The sequence below is a fragment of the Arenimonas alkanexedens genome, assembly GCF_054781355.1.
Genome location: NZ_BAAGUO010000009.1, coordinates 41,451 through 60,094 on the forward strand (window position 1 = coordinate 41,451; position 18,644 = coordinate 60,094).

General features: G+C 67.3%; 22 protein-coding genes. 11 read left to right on the top strand and 11 right to left on the bottom strand.

Annotated features, from left to right (window positions below):
- The first annotated feature begins 34 nt into the window (after positions 1–34).
- Entirely contained in the window at positions 35–442 is a 408-nt protein-coding gene (locus tag ACYVGY_RS13305) for a hypothetical protein (RefSeq protein WP_460457983.1), read from the top strand.
- A 42-nt stretch (positions 443–484) separates the two neighbouring features.
- Here the strand turns inward: ACYVGY_RS13305 and msrA are convergent, their stop codons facing one another.
- The 11 genes from msrA to ACYVGY_RS13360 form a co-directional block, all read right to left on the bottom strand.
- Positions 485–1,111 (bottom strand): peptide-methionine (S)-S-oxide reductase MsrA, encoded by a 627-nt coding sequence (msrA, locus tag ACYVGY_RS13310; RefSeq protein WP_460457984.1) that lies wholly within the window; start codon positions 1,109–1,111, stop codon positions 485–487.
- Positions 1,112–1,192: 81 nt separating this feature from the next.
- A complete protein-coding gene (locus ACYVGY_RS13315) occupies positions 1,193–2,647 on the bottom strand; it encodes a WS/DGAT/MGAT family O-acyltransferase (RefSeq protein WP_460457985.1) in 1,455 nt (484 codons plus the stop codon).
- Positions 2,648–2,695: 48 nt separating this feature from the next.
- Positions 2,696–4,144 carry a cryptochrome/photolyase family protein gene (locus tag ACYVGY_RS13320; protein ID WP_460457986.1) on the bottom strand — a complete coding sequence of 483 codons (1,449 nt, stop codon included), beginning with the start codon at positions 4,142–4,144 and terminating at the stop codon, positions 2,696–2,698.
- A gap of 9 nt (positions 4,145–4,153) precedes the next feature.
- On the bottom strand, positions 4,154–4,894 hold the full coding sequence (locus tag ACYVGY_RS13325; RefSeq protein ID WP_460457987.1) for an SDR family NAD(P)-dependent oxidoreductase: 741 nt from the start codon (positions 4,892–4,894) through the stop codon (positions 4,154–4,156).
- A 32-nt stretch (positions 4,895–4,926) separates the two neighbouring features.
- On the bottom strand, positions 4,927–6,498 hold the full coding sequence (locus ACYVGY_RS13330) for a cryptochrome/photolyase family protein (protein ID WP_460457988.1): 1,572 nt from the start codon (positions 6,496–6,498) through the stop codon (positions 4,927–4,929).
- A gap of 106 nt (positions 6,499–6,604) precedes the next feature.
- Positions 6,605–7,774 carry an alanine racemase gene (gene alr, locus ACYVGY_RS13335; RefSeq protein ID WP_460457989.1) on the bottom strand — a complete coding sequence of 390 codons (1,170 nt, stop codon included), beginning with the start codon at positions 7,772–7,774 and terminating at the stop codon, positions 6,605–6,607.
- Positions 7,775–7,804: 30 nt separating this feature from the next.
- Positions 7,805–9,223, bottom strand: a complete 1,419-nt coding sequence (locus tag ACYVGY_RS13340) for a replicative DNA helicase (RefSeq protein ID WP_460457990.1) — start codon at positions 9,221–9,223, stop codon at positions 7,805–7,807.
- Positions 9,224–9,474: 251 nt separating this feature from the next.
- A complete protein-coding gene (gene rplI, locus ACYVGY_RS13345; RefSeq protein ID WP_460457991.1) occupies positions 9,475–9,924 on the bottom strand; it encodes a 50S ribosomal protein L9 in 450 nt (149 codons plus the stop codon).
- A gap of 97 nt (positions 9,925–10,021) precedes the next feature.
- Complete coding sequence (rpsR, locus tag ACYVGY_RS13350) at positions 10,022–10,252, bottom strand: 30S ribosomal protein S18 (protein ID WP_034220475.1); 231 nt, start codon at positions 10,250–10,252, stop codon at positions 10,022–10,024.
- Positions 10,253–10,272: 20 nt separating this feature from the next.
- Positions 10,273–10,668: a 30S ribosomal protein S6 gene (gene rpsF, locus ACYVGY_RS13355; protein ID WP_460457992.1), complete on the bottom strand. Its 396-nt coding sequence runs from the start codon at positions 10,666–10,668 to the stop codon at positions 10,273–10,275.
- A 234-nt stretch (positions 10,669–10,902) separates the two neighbouring features.
- Positions 10,903–11,244, bottom strand: coding sequence for a HesB/IscA family protein (locus ACYVGY_RS13360; RefSeq protein WP_460457993.1), 342 nt, complete (start codon positions 11,242–11,244; stop codon positions 10,903–10,905).
- Between the two features lie 122 nt (positions 11,245–11,366).
- Between ACYVGY_RS13360 and asnS the strand changes: the two genes are divergently transcribed.
- From asnS to ACYVGY_RS13410, 10 genes are all read left to right on the top strand, one after another.
- Positions 11,367–12,767 carry an asparagine--tRNA ligase gene (asnS, locus tag ACYVGY_RS13365; RefSeq protein WP_460457994.1) on the top strand — a complete coding sequence of 467 codons (1,401 nt, stop codon included), beginning with the start codon at positions 11,367–11,369 and terminating at the stop codon, positions 12,765–12,767.
- Positions 12,768–12,770: 3 nt separating this feature from the next.
- Complete coding sequence (locus ACYVGY_RS13370; RefSeq protein WP_460457995.1) at positions 12,771–13,067, top strand: hypothetical protein; 297 nt, start codon at positions 12,771–12,773, stop codon at positions 13,065–13,067.
- 12 nt (positions 13,068–13,079) lie between these two features.
- Positions 13,080–13,433 (top strand): hypothetical protein, encoded by a 354-nt coding sequence (locus ACYVGY_RS13375; RefSeq protein WP_460457996.1) that lies wholly within the window; start codon positions 13,080–13,082, stop codon positions 13,431–13,433.
- The gene (locus ACYVGY_RS13380; protein WP_460457997.1) at positions 13,430–14,215 is read left to right on the top strand and encodes an SDR family oxidoreductase; all 786 of its coding nucleotides are present in this window, start codon (positions 13,430–13,432) and stop codon (positions 14,213–14,215) included. The genes ACYVGY_RS13375 and ACYVGY_RS13380 overlap by 4 nt, the downstream gene beginning before the upstream one ends.
- Positions 14,216–14,226: 11 nt before the next feature.
- Positions 14,227–14,526: a PilZ domain-containing protein gene (locus ACYVGY_RS13385; protein WP_460457998.1), complete on the top strand. Its 300-nt coding sequence runs from the start codon at positions 14,227–14,229 to the stop codon at positions 14,524–14,526.
- Between the two features lie 42 nt (positions 14,527–14,568).
- Entirely contained in the window at positions 14,569–15,381 is an 813-nt protein-coding gene (gene nei / locus ACYVGY_RS13390) for an endonuclease VIII (RefSeq protein WP_460457999.1), read from the top strand.
- Between the two features lie 140 nt (positions 15,382–15,521).
- Positions 15,522–16,967, top strand: coding sequence for an aldehyde dehydrogenase (locus ACYVGY_RS13395; protein WP_460458000.1), 1,446 nt, complete (start codon positions 15,522–15,524; stop codon positions 16,965–16,967).
- 4 nt (positions 16,968–16,971) lie between these two features.
- On the top strand, positions 16,972–17,634 hold the full coding sequence (gene can, locus ACYVGY_RS13400; protein WP_460458001.1) for a carbonate dehydratase: 663 nt from the start codon (positions 16,972–16,974) through the stop codon (positions 17,632–17,634).
- Positions 17,631–18,065, top strand: coding sequence for a RidA family protein (locus tag ACYVGY_RS13405; RefSeq protein WP_460458002.1), 435 nt, complete (start codon positions 17,631–17,633; stop codon positions 18,063–18,065). Before can ends, ACYVGY_RS13405 begins: the two co-directional genes overlap by 4 nt.
- Complete coding sequence (locus ACYVGY_RS13410; protein WP_460458003.1) at positions 18,062–18,589, top strand: 3-hydroxyanthranilate 3,4-dioxygenase; 528 nt, start codon at positions 18,062–18,064, stop codon at positions 18,587–18,589. Before ACYVGY_RS13405 ends, ACYVGY_RS13410 begins: the two co-directional genes overlap by 4 nt.
- Positions 18,590–18,644: the final 55 nt, after the last annotated feature.

The following is an 18,644-nucleotide window of genomic DNA, read 5'->3' on the forward strand; positions in this document are numbered from 1 at the left end:
CGCCCGGTGCGCGCCCCTGGACTTGGAGAGCTTCATGAAGATCGTACCCGGACTACTTTTCGCCAGCCTTGCCGCGCTCGCGGCGCTCGTCGCCCTTGGCGCACCCGCGCCGGCACGCGCCAACGGCCCGCACGACTGCACGAATGGTTGTTTCATCATCACCTGCAACGCCGAGTACTGTTCCACCTGGCGCTGCGATGGCAACGGCTGCCGGCTGATGAGTAGTGTCCCGCGCCAGATGGTCGACGAAATATCCGTCCACCGGTCCTCGGACGCGCGCAAGGCCAAGCCGGTCGTCGCACCGGAAGTCGCCCATGCCAGCGTCTGTCCGGTGGCCAAGCCCTGTGCGGTCTATGAACTCACGGTGGACACCGCCACCCACCTGGGTGACTTCGACAATCTGGACAACGTGGTGCGGCAGCGCGAGGCGCTGCACGAGTAAGCGGCAGCCGCCCGGGCGGCTTCAAGCGCCGGCCGGGCGCGGCTACTTCAGCTTGTCCGGGAAGGCGTTGACCAGCTTGGCGACCTTGGGCAGCGAGACGAACTGGATATAGGGCTGGCCCGGGTTTTTCGCGGCGTAGTCGTGATGATTGGCCTCGGCCACGAAGAACGCCTCCAGGGGCTCGATGCGGGTCATCAGGCGCGACGCAAAGGCGCCGGAGGCATCGAGCTGCGTCAGATAGGCGCGCGCGACCTGCTCCTGCAGGGCATCGAGCGGGAACAGCGCCGACCGGTACTGCGGGCCGACGTCGTTGCCCTGCCGGTCCTTCTGGGTCGGGTCATGGGCGACGGCGAAAAACACCTTCAGCAGTTGGCCGTAGCTCAGCCGTTCGGGATCGTAAAGAATGCGGATGGCCTCGGCATGGTCCGTCTGGCCGCTGCACACGGCCCGGTAGTTGGCGGTGTCGGCGTCGCCGCCGGCATAGCCGGGCACCACGTCGGTGACCCCCGCCAACTGGCGATAAACCGCTTCGGTACACCAGAAACAGCCGCCGGCGAGGATGGCCTCGCCTCGGTCGGCTGCGGTGGGGGTGTCCACCGCCGGATCCGGCACCAGGCCCGGCGCGACGCGCAGGCCGGCACCGGGAATTTCGCAGCTCGGGTCAGCCATGGCGATCTCCTCAGGGGGGAACACTATCGCGCGTAGGGCGCGAACCCGGCGCGAAAGAAGGTGCGCCTGGATGGGTGCGGCTCAGTCCGGGTCGGGCATCAGGGCTTCGGCGGCGTCGGCGCAGAACTCGCCTTCCCACTTGGCCATCAGCGCCAGATAGAGCAGCTTCTCGAACTCGGGACGGAAACGGCGGATCACCGAGTCGGGATCGGGCATCAGCTTGGCGTCGGCGATCAGGCCGAAGTGGACGGCGCCGTTATAGCTCAGGATCGAAATACCCAGTCCGATCGAGCCCGTTTGCGGCACCCAGAACATCAGGTCCGTGATCTTGCTGCCGCCGAAGTAAAGCGGCATCTGCGGGCCCGGAACATTGGTGGCGACGGCGGACGCCTTGCGGCTGAACATCTCCAGCGCAAAGGCCTGCACCGCCGGTGGCGCCATGCCCACCGCCGCCAGCGCACCGAAGGTGGCGACGGCCTGGCGTGATTTACGCAGCACCTTCATCGAGGCGACGATGCGCTCGAGTCGCCGCATCGGATTGGCCTCGCCTACCGGCAGCTCCAGGAACACCAGCCCGAAATGATTGCCCAGCTGCTTGGCGTGTTCCAGCGGCCGCAGGTTCACCGGCACCGTGGCGCGGATCGTGATGCCGTCGAGCTGCTCTCCGCGTTCGAGCATATAGGTGCGCAAGGCGCCGGTGGCCGACGCCAGCAGGATGTCGTTGACCGTGCAGCGCAGCGCCCGGCTGACCGACTTCACTTCGTCCAGCGGCAGCGGCTCGGCCCAGGCCACGCGCTTGCTGACGCCCAGGCGGCCTTTGAGCACGGTCTCGGGGTCATCGGACAGCGACAGCGCCAGGCCCACTTCCTTGGCGATGTCCACGCCTTCGGTGGCCAACACCGCCGCCAGGGTGGGGTCGCGATAGAAGTCCATGCCCTTCTCGAGCATCTTGCCGCCGATCTGCATGTAGCGATCAATGGCGCCGACCCGCTGCGCCACCGGGGCGTGCTCTTCTTTCTTCAGCCAGCGCTTGGCCAAGGCGGCCTTGCGCTTGGGGTCGATGCCCAGCTCGGTCAGGGAAAGCAGCACCTGCACGAGCGCGATACCGTCGGCATAGCAGTGATGGATGCGCGAGATAAGGGCCGAACCGCCGCCAAACTTTTCAACCAGATGGAACTGCCAAAGCGGCTTGGTCTTGTCGAGCGGGGTCGAGGCCATCTGGCTGGTCAGGCGCTCGAGCTCCTTCTTGCCGCCACGACCGGGAAGCGCCGTCAGGCGCACATGCCAGTCAAGGTCGAAGTCGGCGTCGTCCTGCCAGAAGCAACCGGTCGGCGTATCCACCGTCTTCTGGCGGAAACGGGGGTAGGACAGGAACTTGGTGGCGATCACCTTTCGCAAGGTGGCGATGTCCAGCGGCGTCTCGAACATCATCACGCCGGTGATCATCATCAGGTTCGTAGGCCGCTCCATGCGCAGCCATGCCGTGTCCACCCGCGACATCGGCGATTTGCGGATCCTGGTGCGCGCCTCGGCCATGTCCCCTCCCCAGTGATGAAGCAGGATGCCGCCTGCGGCGCGCAGGCGTCAACGCTCGATGACCGGCTTGGTCTTGGGGCCGGAGTAGGCCTCCAGCGCCGCCTCGCGGCTGGTCTTGAGATCAATAATGGGTTTGATCGGGTAATCCGGCGCCAGCTGGCGCAGCAGGTCCGGCTTCTCCCACGGCGCTGCAAGCGCCGAATCCGGCAATTTTGCCAGCTCCGGAACCCAGCGCCGGATGTACTTCCCGGCCGGGTCGAACTTCTGGGCTTGCGCGATCGGGCTGAAGATACGGAAGTACGGTGCGGCATCGGCACCGGTGCCGGCGGTCCACTGCCAGCCCTGCGTGTTGTTGGCCAGGTCGGCGTCCACCAGCGTGTCCCAGAACCAGTCGGCCCCGTGCTTCCAGTGATAGCGGAGGTTCTTGGTCAGGAAGCTGGCGACCACCATCCGCATCCGGTTGTGCATCCAGCCGGTGTGCCAGAGCTCGCGCATGCCGGCATCCACGATGGGTACGCCGGTGCGTCCGCGCTGCCACGCACGCAGGTGCGCCGGGTCAGGCTTGGCCCAGCGGAACTCCGCGAACTTCGGGTTCAGGTTTTCGCTGGCCGTGTGCGGAAAGTGGAACAGCAGATGGTGGCTGAACTCGCGCCAGCCCAGCTCGCTCAGGAAATGGTCAATGTCGGGCTGCACGACCGCCGGCCAGCGCTGCGCGAGCACGGTCGAAACGATGCGCCGGGGCGAGATCTCGCCAAAGTGAAGATGCGGCGACAGCTTCGACGTGGCGATGCGGTCGGGATAGTTGCGCTGTTCCTTGTAGCCGGTCGCGGCGCCGTCCAGGAAGGCCTCCAGCAGCTCGGCGGCGCCGGCCTCGCCGGGCTGCCAGTGATCCCAGAAGCCGGTATCCCAACGCGGCTCAGGCTTGCGTGGCTCGAGCCCCAGGTCTACGACATCGAGTCCCGCCAGTCGCGTCGGCGGTTCCGGCAAACGCTTGGGCGCCGCGGCCGGCGCCTTCGGATCCAGCCGCTGCCGGGCGTTCTTCCAGAACGGCGTGAAAACGCGATACGGATCGCCGTTGCCGGTCTCCACCGTCCACGGCTCGACCAGCAGCGCCGCGTTGTGGCTCTCCACGGTCAGGCCGCGCGACTTCAGGCCCTGCTTGATGCGGGTGTCGCGCGCGATCGATGCCGGCTCGTAGAGGCGGTTCCAGTGCAGCGCCTCGGCCTGGGTTTCAGCGATCAGCTTCTCGAGCTCGGCCAGGCTGTCGCCGCGGCGAATCACCAGCCGCGACCCTCGGCTCTGCAGGTCCGCGTCCAAGGCGCCCAGTGCCCGATGCAGCCAGGCGTTGGTGGCGGCGCCAGACGCCCAGGGCGCGTCCTCGTCCGGCGCATGGATGTAGACGAAAATCGGCGCCAACCCGGCGCGAAGCGCGGCCTGAAGCGCGGGATTGTCGTCCAGCCGCAGGTCGCGGCGGAACCAGATGAGGGCATTGGCCATGGCGGGAACTCAGGCGGTCTTGACGTAGGGTCGCACCGCTTGGAAGCCGCCGTCGAGGCCGATCACCTGGCCGCTGATCCAGCCCGCGGCCTCCGACAGCAAGAATGCTCCCAGGGCCGCGGCATCGGCGGACTCGCCGTGGCGACCCAGCGGGTACTGGCCGGCGATCGCCTTGGCGGCGGACTCGTTCGTGAGCATGCGTTCGGTGGCGGGTGTCCGCATCAGGCCGGGCGCGATGGCGTTCACGCGCAGGCCGGCGCCCGAGAAGTCCGCCGCCAGCGAGCGCACCAGCGCCTCGACGCCGCCCTTGGCCATGGCGATCGCTGCATGGTTGGCGACACCGATGCCGGCCGCCACCGAGCTGAAGAACAACAGCGCGCCGGGCTGCTGTGCCTTTTGAACGCGCGGCGCATACGCCTTGGCGACAAAGAAGGCGCTGTCGAGGTTGGCCGCCATGCAGGCGCGGTACTGCGCTTCCGTGGTGCGTCCGATCGGCGCAATCAGGATGGCGCCGGCGCAGTGCGCCACGGCATCGGGCGGCGCGCCGAAGGCCTCGGTCGCCTGCGCAAGCGCCGTCTCGGCCCCGTCTTCGGTGGCGACGTCGGCGACGATCGCCAGGTCACCGTCGGCCAGGGTCAGCGTGTCGGCACGTCGCGACACCAGGGCCAAGCGCCAGCCGGCGGTGCGCAGTTGTTCGGCCAAGGCGGTGGCGACGCCGCCGGAGGCGCCAGTGATCAGACAGGTTTTCATGGTGTTCCAGACAGGGGGAATACCCCGCCACCCTACCCGTCCACCCCGTGTTTCGGCCGTGAATCCGACGCCAGCGCCTGGCGCAAATCCTGGGCCTGGGCGCGAATCGCGGCCACGTCGGCAGCCGGCTTGCGCGCCAGGTTCTTCCACTGCAGCGCGGTGCGCGGGTGCCGGGCGAAGCGCGCCTCGTGGCGCGCCAGGAAATCCCAGTAGAGCGTGGTGAACGGGCAGGCCCGCTCGCCGACCGCTTCACTGGGCTTGAAGCGGCAGCCGGCGCAGTGGTTGGACATCTTGTGGATGTAGGCGCCGGAGGCCGCATACGGTTTGCTGGTCATGCGGCCGCCGTCGGCGTACTGGCTCATGCCCAGCACATTCGGCAATTCGACCCACTCCACCGCGTCCACGTAAACCGCCAGGTACCAGGCATGCACCTCGCGCGGGCGCACGCCCAAGAGCAGCGCAAACAGGCCGGTGACCATCAGCCGCTGGATGTGGTGGGCATAGCCCAGGTCCAGCGTCTGGCGCAGCGCATCGCGCAGGCAGGCCATGTCGGTGTCGCCGGTCCAGTAAAAGTCGGGAAGCGACGCCTCCGCGCCGAGCGCGTTTTCGTCCAACAGGCCAGGCATACGCTGCCAGTACACGCCGCGAACAAACTCGCGCCAGCCCAGCACTTGTCGAATGAATCCCTCCACCGCCTCGATCGGCGCATGGCCGTCACTGTAGGCCTGCACCGCCGCCGCCACGACGCGCCTGGGCGACAGCAGCTTGAGGTTCATCGCGGCCGACAGTCGCGAATGGTAGAGCCAGGGCTCGCCCTCCCACAGCGCGTCCTGGTAGCGCCCGAACAGCGGCAGCCGGTGCGCGATGAAATCCTCCAGCGCCTGCTGGGCCTGGTCTGTAGTCAGCGGCCAGTCGAACTGATCCAGCTTTCCGGGATGCGCCGCGAACCGAGTCCGGACCATGGCGATCACCTCACGCGTGCTGCGATCGGGCGCAAAGGCGCGCGGTGCCGGCAGCAGCCCGGGCCCGCGTTTGTCGAAACGGCCGCGGTTGTCGTGGTCGAAATTCCACTGACCGCCCACGGGCTCGCCGTCCTGCATCAGCACGTCCTCGCGCTTGCGCAGCCAGCGGTAGAAGAACTCGAGGCGGTACTCCTTGCGCTTGCCGCACCAGTCGGCGAAGTCGTCGTCGTCGCAGTAGAAGTGCCGGTCGGGCCGCTCGATCCAGGCGACGCCCGCGGCGGCGCAAACCTTCGGCAAGGACTGAGCCAGGCGCCATTCGCCGGGCCGGACGGACAGCAGCTTGGCGGGTTTGAGAGACGCCAGGTCAGCGGCCAGCGCAGCGTCGAGGTCGGGGTATTCGTGTTCGTCCAGCGCCCGGTAGTGCACCGTGAAACCGCGCGAGCGCAGCAGGTCGCGGAACTGGCGCATGGCGGCCAGGAACATCACGATCCGCGGCTTCGTACTCCACACCTGCGTGGCCTCGTGGGCCACCTCGGCCATCCAGACCGCGTCCGTCGCGGGATCGAATTCGTCGAACACCGCGGAGTCGGCGTCGAGCTGGTCGCCAAGGACCAGGACCAGGTTGCGCAAGGATTGGGCCATTTGGCTAGTGTGTTCACCGACTCGTGCAGAAAATGACACGAACCCCTGTAGGAGGGGCTTCAGCCCCGAAGCTCTTCGGCGAAAAGCTTCGGGGCTGAAGCCCCTCCTACAGGTACTCGCGGGGGATGCGGCCGTTCAGGCCGACCAGGATCTCGTAGGGGATGGTGCCGGCCGCCCGGGCAACGTCCTCGCAGCGGATGACCTCGTCGCCCTGCTTGCCGATCAGCACCACGACATCTTCGTTATAGGCCGTGCCGTCCGGGCCGAGGTCGGCCATGAACTGGTCCATGCAGATCCGCCCGGCAATCGGCCGGCGCTGGCCACGCACCAGCACTTCGCCGCAAGAGGACAGCGCGCGCGGAAAGCCGTCGCCATAGCCGATCGGGAGGGTGACCATGCGGGTGTCCACGGCCGACGTCCAGGTCGCGCCGTAGCTGACCGGCTGCCCGGCCGGCACCACCTTGAAGTAGACGACCTGCGACAGCAGCGACAGCGCCGGACGCAGGTCGAGGTCGGTGCGCGAGGACGGATCCGGCAGCACGCCGTACAGGGCGATGCCCGGCCGCACCAGGTCTAGGTGGGTGGCGGGGAAGTTAAGCACGCCGCCGGAGTTGGCCAGGTGGCGGACCGGCATCGGCGCGCCCAGGCGATCGAAGTGTGCGCAGGCCTCCAGGAAGCGTTCAAGCTGTCCTGCGGTCATCGGCGAGGCGGGCTCGTCGGAACAGGCCAGGTGCGAATACACGCCCTTGACCGTGCACCAGAGCGAGGCGACCGCCGCCTCGATGAAGGGACCGGCGTGGTAGCTGTGCACGCCGATACGCTCCATCCCGGTGTCGATCTTCAGGTGGATGGTGGCGCGTTGGCCCAGCGCCTCGGCGGCCGCCTCGACCTGGCGCAGCTTGTCGAGCGAGGACACGGTGATTTCGAGGTCTTCGGCGATCAGCGCGGCCGCCTGAGGGCCGAAAATGCCGCCCATCACCAGGATGGGCAGGCGAATGCCGGCGCGGCGCAGGGCGATGCCTTCCTCCAGGAAGGCCACGCCCAACTGGTCCACCCCTTGTGCCTGCAGGTGACGCGCCACCGGCACCAGCCCGTGGCCGTAGGCATTGGCCTTGACCACGCCCATCACCGGCACGCCTGCGTGCGCACGCAGCACGCGCAGGTTGTGGCTCAGTGCATCGAGGTCAACCCGGATGCGGGTCGGGCGCTGGCCGAACTCGCCGGCGCTGGGGCCAGCGACCTGGGGCCCGGGCGCGGCGGGAAGGTCGGCGTTCATGGCCGGATTGTAGCCTGCGGGCGGCGGCGCTTACTCGAAGCTGCCGACGCTGTCCCGGGCCAGGTTGTCGAAGCGGGTGTATTCGCCGAAGAACTTCAGCTTCACGGCGCCGGTGGGGCCGTTACGCTGCTTGGCGATGATCACTTCGGCCAGGCCTTTGTCGTTGGACTCTTTGTTGTAGTAGTCGTCGCGGTAGATGAACATGATGATGTCGGCGTCCTGCTCGATGGCGCCTGATTCGCGCAGGTCGGACATCACCGGGCGCTTGTCGGTGCGCGACTCGAGGCCGCGGTTGAGCTGGGACAGCGCGACCACCGGCACTTTCAACTCCATGGCCAGGGCCTTGAGCGAGCGCGAGATCTCGGAGATTTCGTTGGTGCGGTTGTCGCCCGAACCGGGCACCTGCATCAGCTGCAGGTAATCGACCACGATCAGGCCCAGGTCGTGCTCGCGCTTGATGCGGCGGGCCTTGGAGCGCAGCACGTCGGGCGACAGCGCCGGGGTGTCGTCGATCATCACCTTCACTTCGGAAAGCATCTTGATTGCCATGTTCACGCGCGACCAGTCCTCGTCCTCAAGCTGGCCGGTGCGCAGCCGGGTGGCGTTGACGCGCCCGATCGAGGAGATCAGGCGGAAGGCCAGCTGCGAGGCCGACATTTCCATCGAGAAGACGGCAACCGCCTTCTTGGTCTTGAGCGCGCCGTACTCGGCGATGTTCAGCGCCAGCGTGGTCTTGCCCATCGCCGGACGCGCGGCCAGGATGATCAGGTCGGACGGCTGCAGGCCGGCCGTCATCTCGTCAAGGTCGTGGAAACCGGTGGGCAGGCCGGTGACGTTGCCCTGGTTCTCGTAGCGTTCCTGCAGGATCTGGAACGCGTCCTTCATGGCGTCGCGCAGGGTGGTGAAATCAGCGCGGCCGCGGCGGCCCTGTTCGGCGATCTTGAAGACCTTCATCTCGGCGGCCGACAGCACTTCCTGGCTGTCGCGCCCTTCAGGCTGGAAGCCGTCGTTGACGATCTCGGTGCCGGCCTCGATCAACTGCCGCAGCACGGCTTTTTCGCGCACGATCTCGGCGTAGGCGCGGATGTTGGCCGCCGACGGGGTGCTGGACGCGAGCTCGACCAGATAGCCGGTGCCGCCGATCTGTTCGGACAGGCTGTTGGCCTCGAACCATTCGCCCAGGGTGACGGCATCGAAGGGTTTGTTCTTTTCGCTCAGTTCGCGGATGGCGCGATAGATCAGCCGGTGGTCGCGCCGGTAGAAGTCGTGTTCGGTCAGGAAGTCGCCGACGCGATCGAGCGAGTCGGGCGCCAGCATCAGGCCGCCGATCACGGCCTGCTCGGCCTCCACGGACTGGGGCGGGACGCGCAGGGCGTCGATCTTGGCTTCGGTGCGGAAGGACTCGGAACGTGCGGGCATATCGGCCTTCATTGAGGCGCTGACCGGCATCAGCGTCGGCGGTACGTCAGGTAGGACATCCTAGCGAGCCTCCCTGCCCCGGGACACGGATAAGTCTGTGCATAACCGGTGCACATCCTTGCCCGCCGGCCTCTCATATCCTGAGACAGCAGACTGTAGGAGGGCCTTCAGGCCCGAAGCTCTTCGCGAAGAGCTTCGGGCCTGAAGGCCCTCCTACAGGGGGTCGCTACAAAAAAGAAGGGCGCCCGGAGGCGCCCTTCTGGTAACGCAAGCAGCGAAGATCAGGCTTCGGCTTCGACGACGACCTTGACGGCGGTCTGGACGTCGGCGTGCAGGCGCACTTCGATGTCGAACTCGCCGGTGCGGCGCAGCGCGCCTTCCGACATGACCACTTCGCTCTTGTCGAGCTTGTGGCCGGCGGCCGTGAAGGCCTCGGCGACGTCGCGCGGGCCGACCGAACCGAACAGCTTGCCTTCGGTCGAAGCGTTGGCGTGGATCGTGACGCTGGCGCCCTCGAGCTTGGCCTTGCGGGCTTCGGCGTCGGCCAGGACCTGGTCGGCCTTGGCTTCGTACTCGGCGCGCTTGGCTTCGAACGAGGCGATATTGGTCTGGGTGGCCGGCACGGCCTTGCCGAACGGCACCAGGAAGTTGCGGCCGTAGCCCGGCTTCACATCGACCAGGTCACCCAGGCCACCGAGGTTCACGACTTTCTGCAGGAGAATCAGCTTCATTGTGTAGCTCCGTCACGTTAGCGGGGCGCGTGGCCCCGCAACTGTTGGCTGTCCGTTGGGACGGGTTTGAAGACGCGGGGCCCGAAGGCCCCACGGCTCAGTTCTGGTGGTTGTCGGTGTACGGGATCAGGGCCAGCTCGCGGGCGCGCTTGATCGCGGTCTGCAGCTGACGCTGGTACTTGGCCTTGGTGCCGGTGATGCGGCTGGGAACGATCTTGCCGTTCTCGGTCAGGTACTGGCGCAGGGTGTTGAGATCCTTGTAGTCGATCTCCTTGACGCCCTCGGCCGTGAATTTGCAGAACTTGCGGCGGCGGAAAAACTTGCTCATGTCGGTCTCCGGTCTCGGGCTCAGGCGGCGTCGTCGCTGGACGTGCCAACGCTGTTTTCTTCATCGTCACGGCGCGGGCGGCGCTCGCTCTTCTCGTCCTTGGTCTTCATGATCAGGGACTGCTCGGTGACGGCTTCGTCGCGGGCGATGATCATGTGGCGCAGCACGGCGTCATTGAAGCGGAAGCCGTCGACGAGCTCGGTGAGGACCTTCTGGCCGCACTCGACGTTCAGCATCACGTAGTGAGCCTTGACCAGGTTGTTGATGGAGTACGCCAGCTGGCGGCGGCCCCAATCTTCCAGGCGATGGATCTTGCCTTCGTCGGCTTCGATCAGCGACTTGTAGCGCTCGATCATGGCCGGCACCTGCTCGCTCTGGTCCGGATGGACCATGAAAACGATTTCATAGTGACGCATAGGTTGTTTCCTTGTGGATGCGGCCGGTGATTCGGCCTGGCAGCCCCCGGCCGGGACGCGTGGGCGTCTGCCGTGGAGCAAGGGTCTCCCCAGGACGGGGAGCCGCACATTATGCCCGAGCCGGCCTGCCGCCGGCAAGTCCCTGTCCCAAAAAGAATTTGCATCCTGTAGGAGGGCCTTCAGGCCCGAAGCTCTTCGCGAAAAGCTTCGGGCCTGAAGGCCCTCCTACCAGGGCTAGTTCGCCTGGTCGGCGCTGGTGCTGAAGGACTCGCCGCAGCCGCATTCGGCCGAAACCCGGGGGTTACGGAAGACGAACTGCTGGTTCAGGCCCTGGCTGACGAAGTCGATCTCGGTGCCGTCCACCTCCGGCAGGCTGGCGGCGTCCACCCGGACAGCCACGCCGTCGGTCTCGAACACGCTGTCGTCGGGGCCGGCGGCCTTGGCGATGTCCACCACGTAAGCGAAGCCGGTGCAGCCGGACTTGCGGACACCAAAGCGCAGGCCGATGCCATCGGGCGTTTCGGCCAGGTAGCTGCGGACGCGGGCGGCGGCGGCGGAGGTCAGGGTGACGGCCATGGACTGTTCTCGTGGCGAAGGGGGAATGACCCGGCAAGTATACCGGCGCTGCGTGAACCCACGCCTGCGGGTATCCTTGCGGTCTTCCAAGAGTTGGCCCGTCGGGGCAGGGATTCAAGAGCATGGCAGTGGTCAGCGTCCAGCAGGCGCTCTCCGGGCAACACGCCCCGGGCAGCGAAGTCACGGTCCGCGGCTGGGTGCGCACCCGGCGCGACTCCAAGGCCGGGCTCAGCTTCGTGAACGTCAGCGATGGTTCCTGCTTCGACCCGATCCAGGTCGTGGCACCCGCCTCGCTCGGCAACTACGAGTCTGAGGTCAAGCGCCTGTCGGCCGGCTGCGCGGTCATCGCGCACGGCGTGCTCAAGCCCTCGCAGGGCCAGGGCCAGGCCTTCGAGCTCGAGGCCACCGGCATCGAGGTGGTGGGCTGGGTCGAGGATCCGGAAACCTACCCGATCCAGCCCAAGCCGCACTCGCTGGAGTTCCTGCGCGAAGTGGCGCACCTGCGGCCGCGCACCAACCTGTTCGGCGCGGTCACCCGCATCCGGCATTGCCTGGCCCAGGCCGTGCACCGCTTCTTCCATGAGCAGGGCTTCTACTGGATCAGCACGCCGATCATCACCACGTCCGACGCCGAAGGCGCGGGCCAGATGTTCCGCGTCTCGACCCTGGACATGGCCAACCTGCCGCGCACCGCCAAGGGCGAAGTGGATTTCTCGAAAGACTTCTTCGGCAAGGAAACCTTCCTGACCGTGTCGGGCCAGCTCAATGTCGAGGCCTACTGCCTGGCGCTGAGCAAGGTCTACACCTTCGGGCCGACCTTCCGGGCCGAAAACTCCCACACCACGCGGCACCTGGCCGAGTTCTGGATGATCGAGCCGGAGATCGCCTTCGCCGACCTCAAGACCAATGCCGACCTGGCCGAGAAGTTCCTGAAGTACCTGTTCAAGGCCGTGCTGGCCGAACGCGGCGACGACCTGGGCTTCATCGCCGAACGCGTCGAGAAAACCGCGATCACCCGGCTCGAGGCCATGGTGGACACGCCCTTCGAGCGCATGGACTACAGCGAGGCGGTGTCGCTGCTGCAGAAATCCGGCCACAAGTTCGACTACCCGGTGGAATGGGGCCTGGACCTGCAGACCGAACACGAGCGCTGGCTGACCGAAGTGCACGTGGGCCGCCCGGTGGTGGTGATGAACTACCCCGAGCAAATCAAGGCCTTCTACATGCGCCTCAACGACGACGGCAAGACCTGCGCGGCGATGGACGTGCTGGCGCCGGGCATCGGCGAGATCATCGGCGGCAGCCAGCGCGAGGAGCGCCTGGACGTGCTGGACGCGCGCATGGCGCAGTTCGGGCTCGATCCGGAGCATTACGGCTGGTATCGCGACTTCCGCCGCTACGGCACCGTGCCGCACGCCGGCTTCGGGCTCGGCTTCGAGCGCCTGGTGGTCTATACCTGCGGCCTGGCCAATATCCGCGACGCGATTCCCTACCCGCGCGCGCCTGGCCTGGCGACGTTTTAATCCATGGGAACCGGTGCCGGCTCGCTGCTGCTGTTCCTGTTCCTGGGCCTGGCCGGTTCGGCGGCGCCGGCGCATTTCGGCTTCCGGGTGCTGGCCTTCCGACATCAGCTGGACAAGGACATCGCCTTCGCCCCGGGCACCGAGGACGGCGGCTGGGGCTACAGCTGGTGGCTGATGCGCTGGAAGCATCGCGCGGCCCATGACGAAAACCTGAATTTCTTCGCCGGCATCACCGCCGGCAGCGGCTGGCTCAGCCTCGTCGGTGCCATCGGCGTGGTGGTGCTGGTGGTCCTGCAGTAAAGGAAACGATTGATGTCCCAAGACCAAGACAACGAAACCGACGGCGGCCCGCGCGACTCCGACCAGTGGTGGCTGGCGTCGCTGCCGCGCATGCTGGTGTGGTCGCGACTGCGGGTGCTCGAGAGCGGCGTCGCCGAGGTGTTCGACTGCGACGGCCGCATCAATATCTACGAGAGCGAGGACATCGCCCGTTCGGCCCTGATGGACGCCGAGTTCCGCGCCCTGGACGGCATGGACGCCGAGGACGCCGAGGCCTGGGGCCTGGACCTGGAGGAAATCGAAGCGCCGCGCGCCGAGGACGACGACAGCCTGCGTGAACTGATGATGCAGTCGGTCAAGAACCCGCTGACCGGGGAAGACCGGTGAACGAATCGCTGCGCGGCCGGCATGCGCTGGTCTGCGGCGGCTCCGAGGGCATCGGTCTGGCGACCGCCGAAGCCCTGGCGGCACGCGGCGCCGAGATCACCGTGCTGGCGCGGCGTCCGGGCCGGCTGGCCGAGGTCGTGGCCGCCCTGCCCTGCGCCGAGGGTCAGCAGCATCGCTATGTCGCCGCCGACGCCGGCGACAGCGCCGGCCTGGCGAACGCCGTGGCCGCGCTTTGCGCGCAGCACCCGGTGCACATTCTGGTCAACAACACGGCCGGCCCGCCCGGCGGCGCCGCGCACACGGCGGCGCCCGAAGACTACCTGGCCGTGTTTCGCCAGCACCTGGTCGCCAATCAGGTGCTGGTGCAGGCGGTATTGCCCGGCATGCGTGCCGCCGGCTGGGGCCGCATCGTCAACGTCATCTCCACGTCGGTGAAGGAGCCCATCGCCAACCTGGGCGTGTCCAATACCGTCCGCGGCGCGGTCGCGGCCTGGGCCAAGACCCTGGCCACTGAACTCGGACCCCAGGGCATCACCGTCAACAACGTGCTGCCCGGCTACACGCGCACCCAGCGCCTGGACCAGATCCTGGCCGAGCGGGCCGCGGCCACCGGCAAGCCCGCCGCCGACATCGCCCAGGCGATGCTGGCGACCGTGCCGGCGGGACGCTTCGCCGAGCCGGCGGAAGTAGCGGCCGCCATCGCCTTCCTGGCCGGGAACAGCGCCGGCTACGTCAATGGCATCAACCTGCCGGTGGACGGCGGGCGTACCCGATCTCTCTGAGGCTGCCCGCCATGGATTCCAACAACCGCTGGTCCGACCGCGTGCCCTTCGCCGCCCGGGTGATGGTGCTGCACGGCGACCGCGCCTGGGTCAGCGAGGTCAAGGACCTGTCCGAAGGGGGCTGTGGCCTGTTCCGCCCGGCCACGTGCCGGCTCGACGTGGCCGAAATCGTGCGCCTGGTGTTCTTCGATGTCTCCGGCCCGGCCGTGGTCGTGGACGCGCGCGTGGCGCGGGTAGAGAACGGTTCGCTGGGCTTTGAGTACCACGAAGTCCAGGCCGTGCCGCCGGTGCTGCCGGTGCTGCCGGCCTGAGCCAACACGCCGCCTGCACGCCAGGCGCCGCAGGCTTTACGCATGCCCGAAGGTCCTGAAATCCGCCGCGCCGCCGACCAGTTGGCCAAGGCCGTGGTCGGCCAGCCACTCACCAGCGCGTTCTTCGCGTTCCCGGAACTCAAGCGCCACCAGCGCACGCTGGTGGACCATCGCATCACGTCGATCGTGCCGCACGGCAAGGCCTTGCTCACCCACTTCGACCACGGCTTGACGCTCTACTCGCACAACCAACTCTACGGCGTCTGGAAAGTCGCCAAGTCCGGTGAGCGACCCGACACCACGCGCTCGCTGCGGGTGGCGCTGGAGACGGCGAAGAAAGCGGTCCTGCTGTATTCGGCGTCTGAAGTGGAAATGTGGAAGACCGCCGAACTGGCGCGCCATCCTTTCCTCGCCAAACTCGGCCCGGACGTGCTGGACCTGTCGCTGGACGCGGCCACCGTGGCCGCCCGCCTGCAGGGGTCGCGCTTCGCCGGGCGATCGCTGGTGGCGTTGCTGCTCGACCAGGGCTTCCTGGCCGGCATGGGCAACTACCTTCGCTCGGAGGTGCTGTTCATGGCGGGTATCGCGCCCAACCGCCGGCCGCGCGACCTGGACGAACACGAAACCGAGGCCCTGGCCCGGGCCCTGCTGGCGGTGCCGCGGGCCAGCTATGCGACCCGCGGCATCCGCCGCGCCAAGGGCATGCGCGAGGACTATCTGACCGACACGCCCACAGGCTTCCGCTTTGAGGTCTTCGATCGCGAAGGCGAGCCCTGTCGCGGCTGCGGCGACGTGATCGTTCGCCACGAACTCGGCGGCCGCCGACTGTACTGGTGCAAGGTCTGCCAATCCTGACCGGCTCCGCGTCACCCCTGTAGGAGGGCCTTCAGGCCCGAAGCTTTTTGGCGAAGGGCTTCGGGCCTGAAGGCCCTCCTACAGGGGTTGGTGGGTCTTGACCTGTCCGTACGGCGGCCTGCGCGGGTAAGCTTGCGGGCATGGCAATGCGGCTTACCCACCTGATTGATGGCGCGTCCCGCGGTTCTGCGGGGGGTGCGTGCCTCGAGGTGTTCGAACCGGCCACGGGGTCCGCCTTCGCGACCTGCCCGGACGGCGATGCCGAGGACGTTGCGGCTGCCGTCGAAGCCGCCCAGCGCGCCTTTCCGGCCTGGTCCGCCCTGCCCGCCAGCGAACGCGCGGCCTGGATCAGTAAATTGGCCGATGCGCTGGAAGCCCGCCTGGATGACTTCGCCGCCGCGGAGTCGCGCGACGTGGGCAAGCCGCTGGCGCTGGCGCGCAGTCTCGACATCCCGCGCGCGGTCAGCAATCTGCGCTTCTTCGCCGCCGCCGCCACCCAGTTCGCCAGCGAGTCCCACTCGACCCCGGGCATCGTCAACTACACCCTTCGCCAGCCGCTGGGCGTGGTGGGCGTCATCAGCCCCTGGAACCTGCCGCTGTACCTGTTCACCTGGAAGTTCGCGCCAGCCCTGGCCGCCGGCAACTGCGTGGTCGGCAAGCCGTCGGAAGTGACGCCGGTCACGGCGTGGATGCTGGGCGAACTCGCGCGCGAGATCGGGTTCCCGTCGGGCGTGTTCAACATCGTCCAGGGCCGCGGCGCCCGCGTCGGGCAGGCGCTGGTGGATCACCCGAAGGTCAAGGCGATCAGCTTCACCGGCAGCACCGCGGTGGGTATCGCGATTGCCGAAAGCTGCGCCCGCGCGCTCAAGAAAACATCGCTGGAACTCGGCGGCAAGAACGCCACCCTGATCTTCGCCGACGCGCCGCGCGACAAGCTGCTCGACACCGTGGTGCGTTCGGCCTTCCTCAACTCCGGCCAGATCTGCCTGTGCGGGTCGCGGCTGCTGATCGAACGCAGCTACTACGATCAATTCCGCGACGCCCTGGTGGCGCGCGCGAAAGCCTTGGTCGCTGGCGACCCGAATGACGCAGGCACCCAGCTGGGTCCGGTGGTGTCGCGCGCCCATCATGAAAAGGTACTGGGCTGCATTGAACTCGCGCGCCGCGAAGGCGGCCGCGTGCTCTGCGGCGGCGAGGCGCTGTCGCTCCCCGGCCGCTGCGCCGACGGCTGGTTCATCGCCCCCACGATCATCGAGGGCCTCGGCCCCGACTGCCGCAGCAATACCGAGGAAATCTTCGGGCCGGTAATCACCCTGCAGCCCTTCGACACCGAGGAAGAAGCGCTGGCACTGGCCAATGCCAGCCCCTACGGGCTGTCCGCCAGCGTCTGGACCCAGAACCTGGGTCGCGCCCACCGGCTCGCGGCCGCGCTCGAGACCGGCGTGGTCTGGGTCAACACCTGGATGAACCGCGACCTGCGCACGCCCTTCGGCGGCGTGAAGCAGTCCGGCATCGGCCGCGAAGGCGGCTGGGAAGCCCTGCGCTTCTTCACCGAAGCCAAGAACGTCACGATCGACCTGGGATGACACGATGCCTTTGAAGGAACTGCTAGACCGCAACCAGGAATGGGCCGCCAAGGTCCGCGCCGAAGACCCGCAGTTCTTCAAGCGACTCTCGCAGCTGCAGGCCCCCAAGTACCTGTGGATCGGCTGCTCGGACTCGCGGGTGCCGGCCAACCAGATCACCGGCCTGCAGCCGGGCGAAGTCTTCGTCCATCGCAACATCGCCAATGTCGTGGTCCACACCGACCTCAACTGCCTGAGCACGATCCAGTACGCGGTGGACGTGCTGCAGGTCGAAAACATCCTGGTGGTCGGCCACTACGGCTGCGGCGGCGTACATGCCGCCCTCACCGGCACCCGGGTGGGCCTGGCCGACAACTGGCTGCGCCATGTCGGCGACGTGGCCAACAAGCACGCCCCGATGCTGGCCGAGGTCGAGCTTGAATCGCTGCGCCACGCGCGGCTTTGCGAACTGAACGTGGTCGAGCAGGTGGTCAACGTCTGCCAGACCACCATCGTCCAGGACGCCTGGGCGCGCGGCCAGAAGCTGAGCGTGCACGGCTGGGTGTACTCCCTGCTTGACGGTCGCGTGCGCGAGCTCGGCATGGGCGTGGACTCGCTCGACGAGCTGCCGATCGCCTACCGCCTGGCCATGGGCCATATCCGCGGCAAACTGCAGGACGAATCATGAGCGAAATCATCCACGCCACCTCGGCCCCGCATCCGGTCGGTCGCTATCCGCACGCCCGCCGCGTCGGTAACCTGCTGTTCCTGTCGGGCATCGGCCCGCGCACGCCCGGCAGCAACGCAGTGCCGGGGAACATCTACGGCGACGGCGGCGCGCTGGTGGACTACGACATCGTCACCCAGTGCCATTCCGTGTTCGCCAATGTGCGCGCGGTGCTCGAGGCCAGCCACTGCCGCTGGGACTGGCTGGTGGACATCACCGTCTACCTGACCGACATCCAGCGCGACTTCAACGCCTACAACGGCGTCTGGGCCGAGTATTTCCCGAACATAGACAAGGCGCCCTGCCGCACCACCCTGGGCATCACCGCGCTGCCCACGCCGATCGCGATCGAACTCAAGTGCGTCGCCGCCTTCCCGGAGAACCACCGGTGATCGGCGCGGCCTTCAACCTGCAGGCCTGGATCGACGAGCACCGGCACCTGCTCAAGCCGCCGGTGGCCAACAAGTGCATCGTTGACGGTGACTTCATCATCATGATCGTCGGCGGGCCGAATGCGCGCACCGACTACCACTGGGACGAGGGCCCGGAATTTTTCTACCAGCTCGAAGGCGAGATGGTGCTCAAGGTGCAGGAAGACGGCCAGGCCCGCGACATCCCGATCAAGGCCGGCGAAGTCTTCTACCTCCCCGCGCGCGTGCCGCACTCGCCCCAGCGCAGCGCCGGCGGCATTGGCCTGGTGATCGAACGCAAGCGGCTGCCCGATGAAAAAGATGGGCTGCTCTGGTTCTGCGAGCAGTGCAATAACAGGCTGTACGAGGAGTTCTTCAGCCTCGAGAACATCGAAACCCAGTTCGACGCTGTTTTCGACCGCTTCTACGGCTCTACAGAACGCCGTCGCTGCACCGCCTGTGGCCACCTCAATCCCGCCCCCGCCCGCTACCAAGAGAATCCCTGAGCCATGGCGCAGCCCCTGAGCCTGCTGAATTGCCCAAATGGTTCCACCCCCGCTG

Excerpts from the sequence above, each read along its gene's own strand:
- ACYVGY_RS13385 (WP_460457998.1), top strand. The coding sequence starts at position 14,227 with ATGGATTCCAACAACCGCTGGTCCGACCGCGTGCCCTTCGCCGCCCGG.
- ACYVGY_RS13330 (WP_460457988.1), bottom strand. The coding sequence starts at position 6,498 with ATGGCCCAATCCTTGCGCAACCTGGTCCTGGTCCTTGGCGACCAGCTC.
- msrA (WP_460457984.1), bottom strand. The coding sequence starts at position 1,111 with ATGGCTGACCCGAGCTGCGAAATTCCCGGTGCCGGCCTGCGCGTCGCG.
- ACYVGY_RS13325 (WP_460457987.1), bottom strand. The coding sequence starts at position 4,894 with ATGAAAACCTGTCTGATCACTGGCGCCTCCGGCGGCGTCGCCACCGCC.
- rpsR (WP_034220475.1), bottom strand. The coding sequence starts at position 10,252 with ATGAGCAAGTTTTTCCGCCGCCGCAAGTTCTGCAAATTCACGGCCGAG.
- ACYVGY_RS13360 (WP_460457993.1), bottom strand. The coding sequence starts at position 11,244 with ATGGCCGTCACCCTGACCTCCGCCGCCGCCGCCCGCGTCCGCAGCTAC.
- rpsF (WP_460457992.1), bottom strand. The coding sequence starts at position 10,668 with ATGCGTCACTATGAAATCGTTTTCATGGTCCATCCGGACCAGAGCGAG.
- asnS (WP_460457994.1), top strand. The coding sequence starts at position 11,367 with ATGGCAGTGGTCAGCGTCCAGCAGGCGCTCTCCGGGCAACACGCCCCG.
- ACYVGY_RS13370 (WP_460457995.1), top strand. The coding sequence starts at position 12,771 with ATGGGAACCGGTGCCGGCTCGCTGCTGCTGTTCCTGTTCCTGGGCCTG.
- ACYVGY_RS13405 (WP_460458002.1), top strand. The coding sequence starts at position 17,631 with ATGAGCGAAATCATCCACGCCACCTCGGCCCCGCATCCGGTCGGTCGC.
- ACYVGY_RS13395 (WP_460458000.1), top strand. The coding sequence starts at position 15,522 with ATGGCAATGCGGCTTACCCACCTGATTGATGGCGCGTCCCGCGGTTCT.
- can (WP_460458001.1), top strand. The coding sequence starts at position 16,972 with ATGCCTTTGAAGGAACTGCTAGACCGCAACCAGGAATGGGCCGCCAAG.
- nei (WP_460457999.1), top strand. The coding sequence starts at position 14,569 with ATGCCCGAAGGTCCTGAAATCCGCCGCGCCGCCGACCAGTTGGCCAAG.
- ACYVGY_RS13315 (WP_460457985.1), bottom strand. The coding sequence starts at position 2,647 with ATGGCCGAGGCGCGCACCAGGATCCGCAAATCGCCGATGTCGCGGGTG.
- ACYVGY_RS13375 (WP_460457996.1), top strand. The coding sequence starts at position 13,080 with ATGTCCCAAGACCAAGACAACGAAACCGACGGCGGCCCGCGCGACTCC.
- ACYVGY_RS13320 (WP_460457986.1), bottom strand. The coding sequence starts at position 4,144 with ATGGCCAATGCCCTCATCTGGTTCCGCCGCGACCTGCGGCTGGACGAC.
- rplI (WP_460457991.1), bottom strand. The coding sequence starts at position 9,924 with ATGAAGCTGATTCTCCTGCAGAAAGTCGTGAACCTCGGTGGCCTGGGT.
- ACYVGY_RS13305 (WP_460457983.1), top strand. The coding sequence starts at position 35 with ATGAAGATCGTACCCGGACTACTTTTCGCCAGCCTTGCCGCGCTCGCG.
- ACYVGY_RS13340 (WP_460457990.1), bottom strand. The coding sequence starts at position 9,223 with ATGCCGGTCAGCGCCTCAATGAAGGCCGATATGCCCGCACGTTCCGAG.
- alr (WP_460457989.1), bottom strand. The coding sequence starts at position 7,774 with ATGAACGCCGACCTTCCCGCCGCGCCCGGGCCCCAGGTCGCTGGCCCC.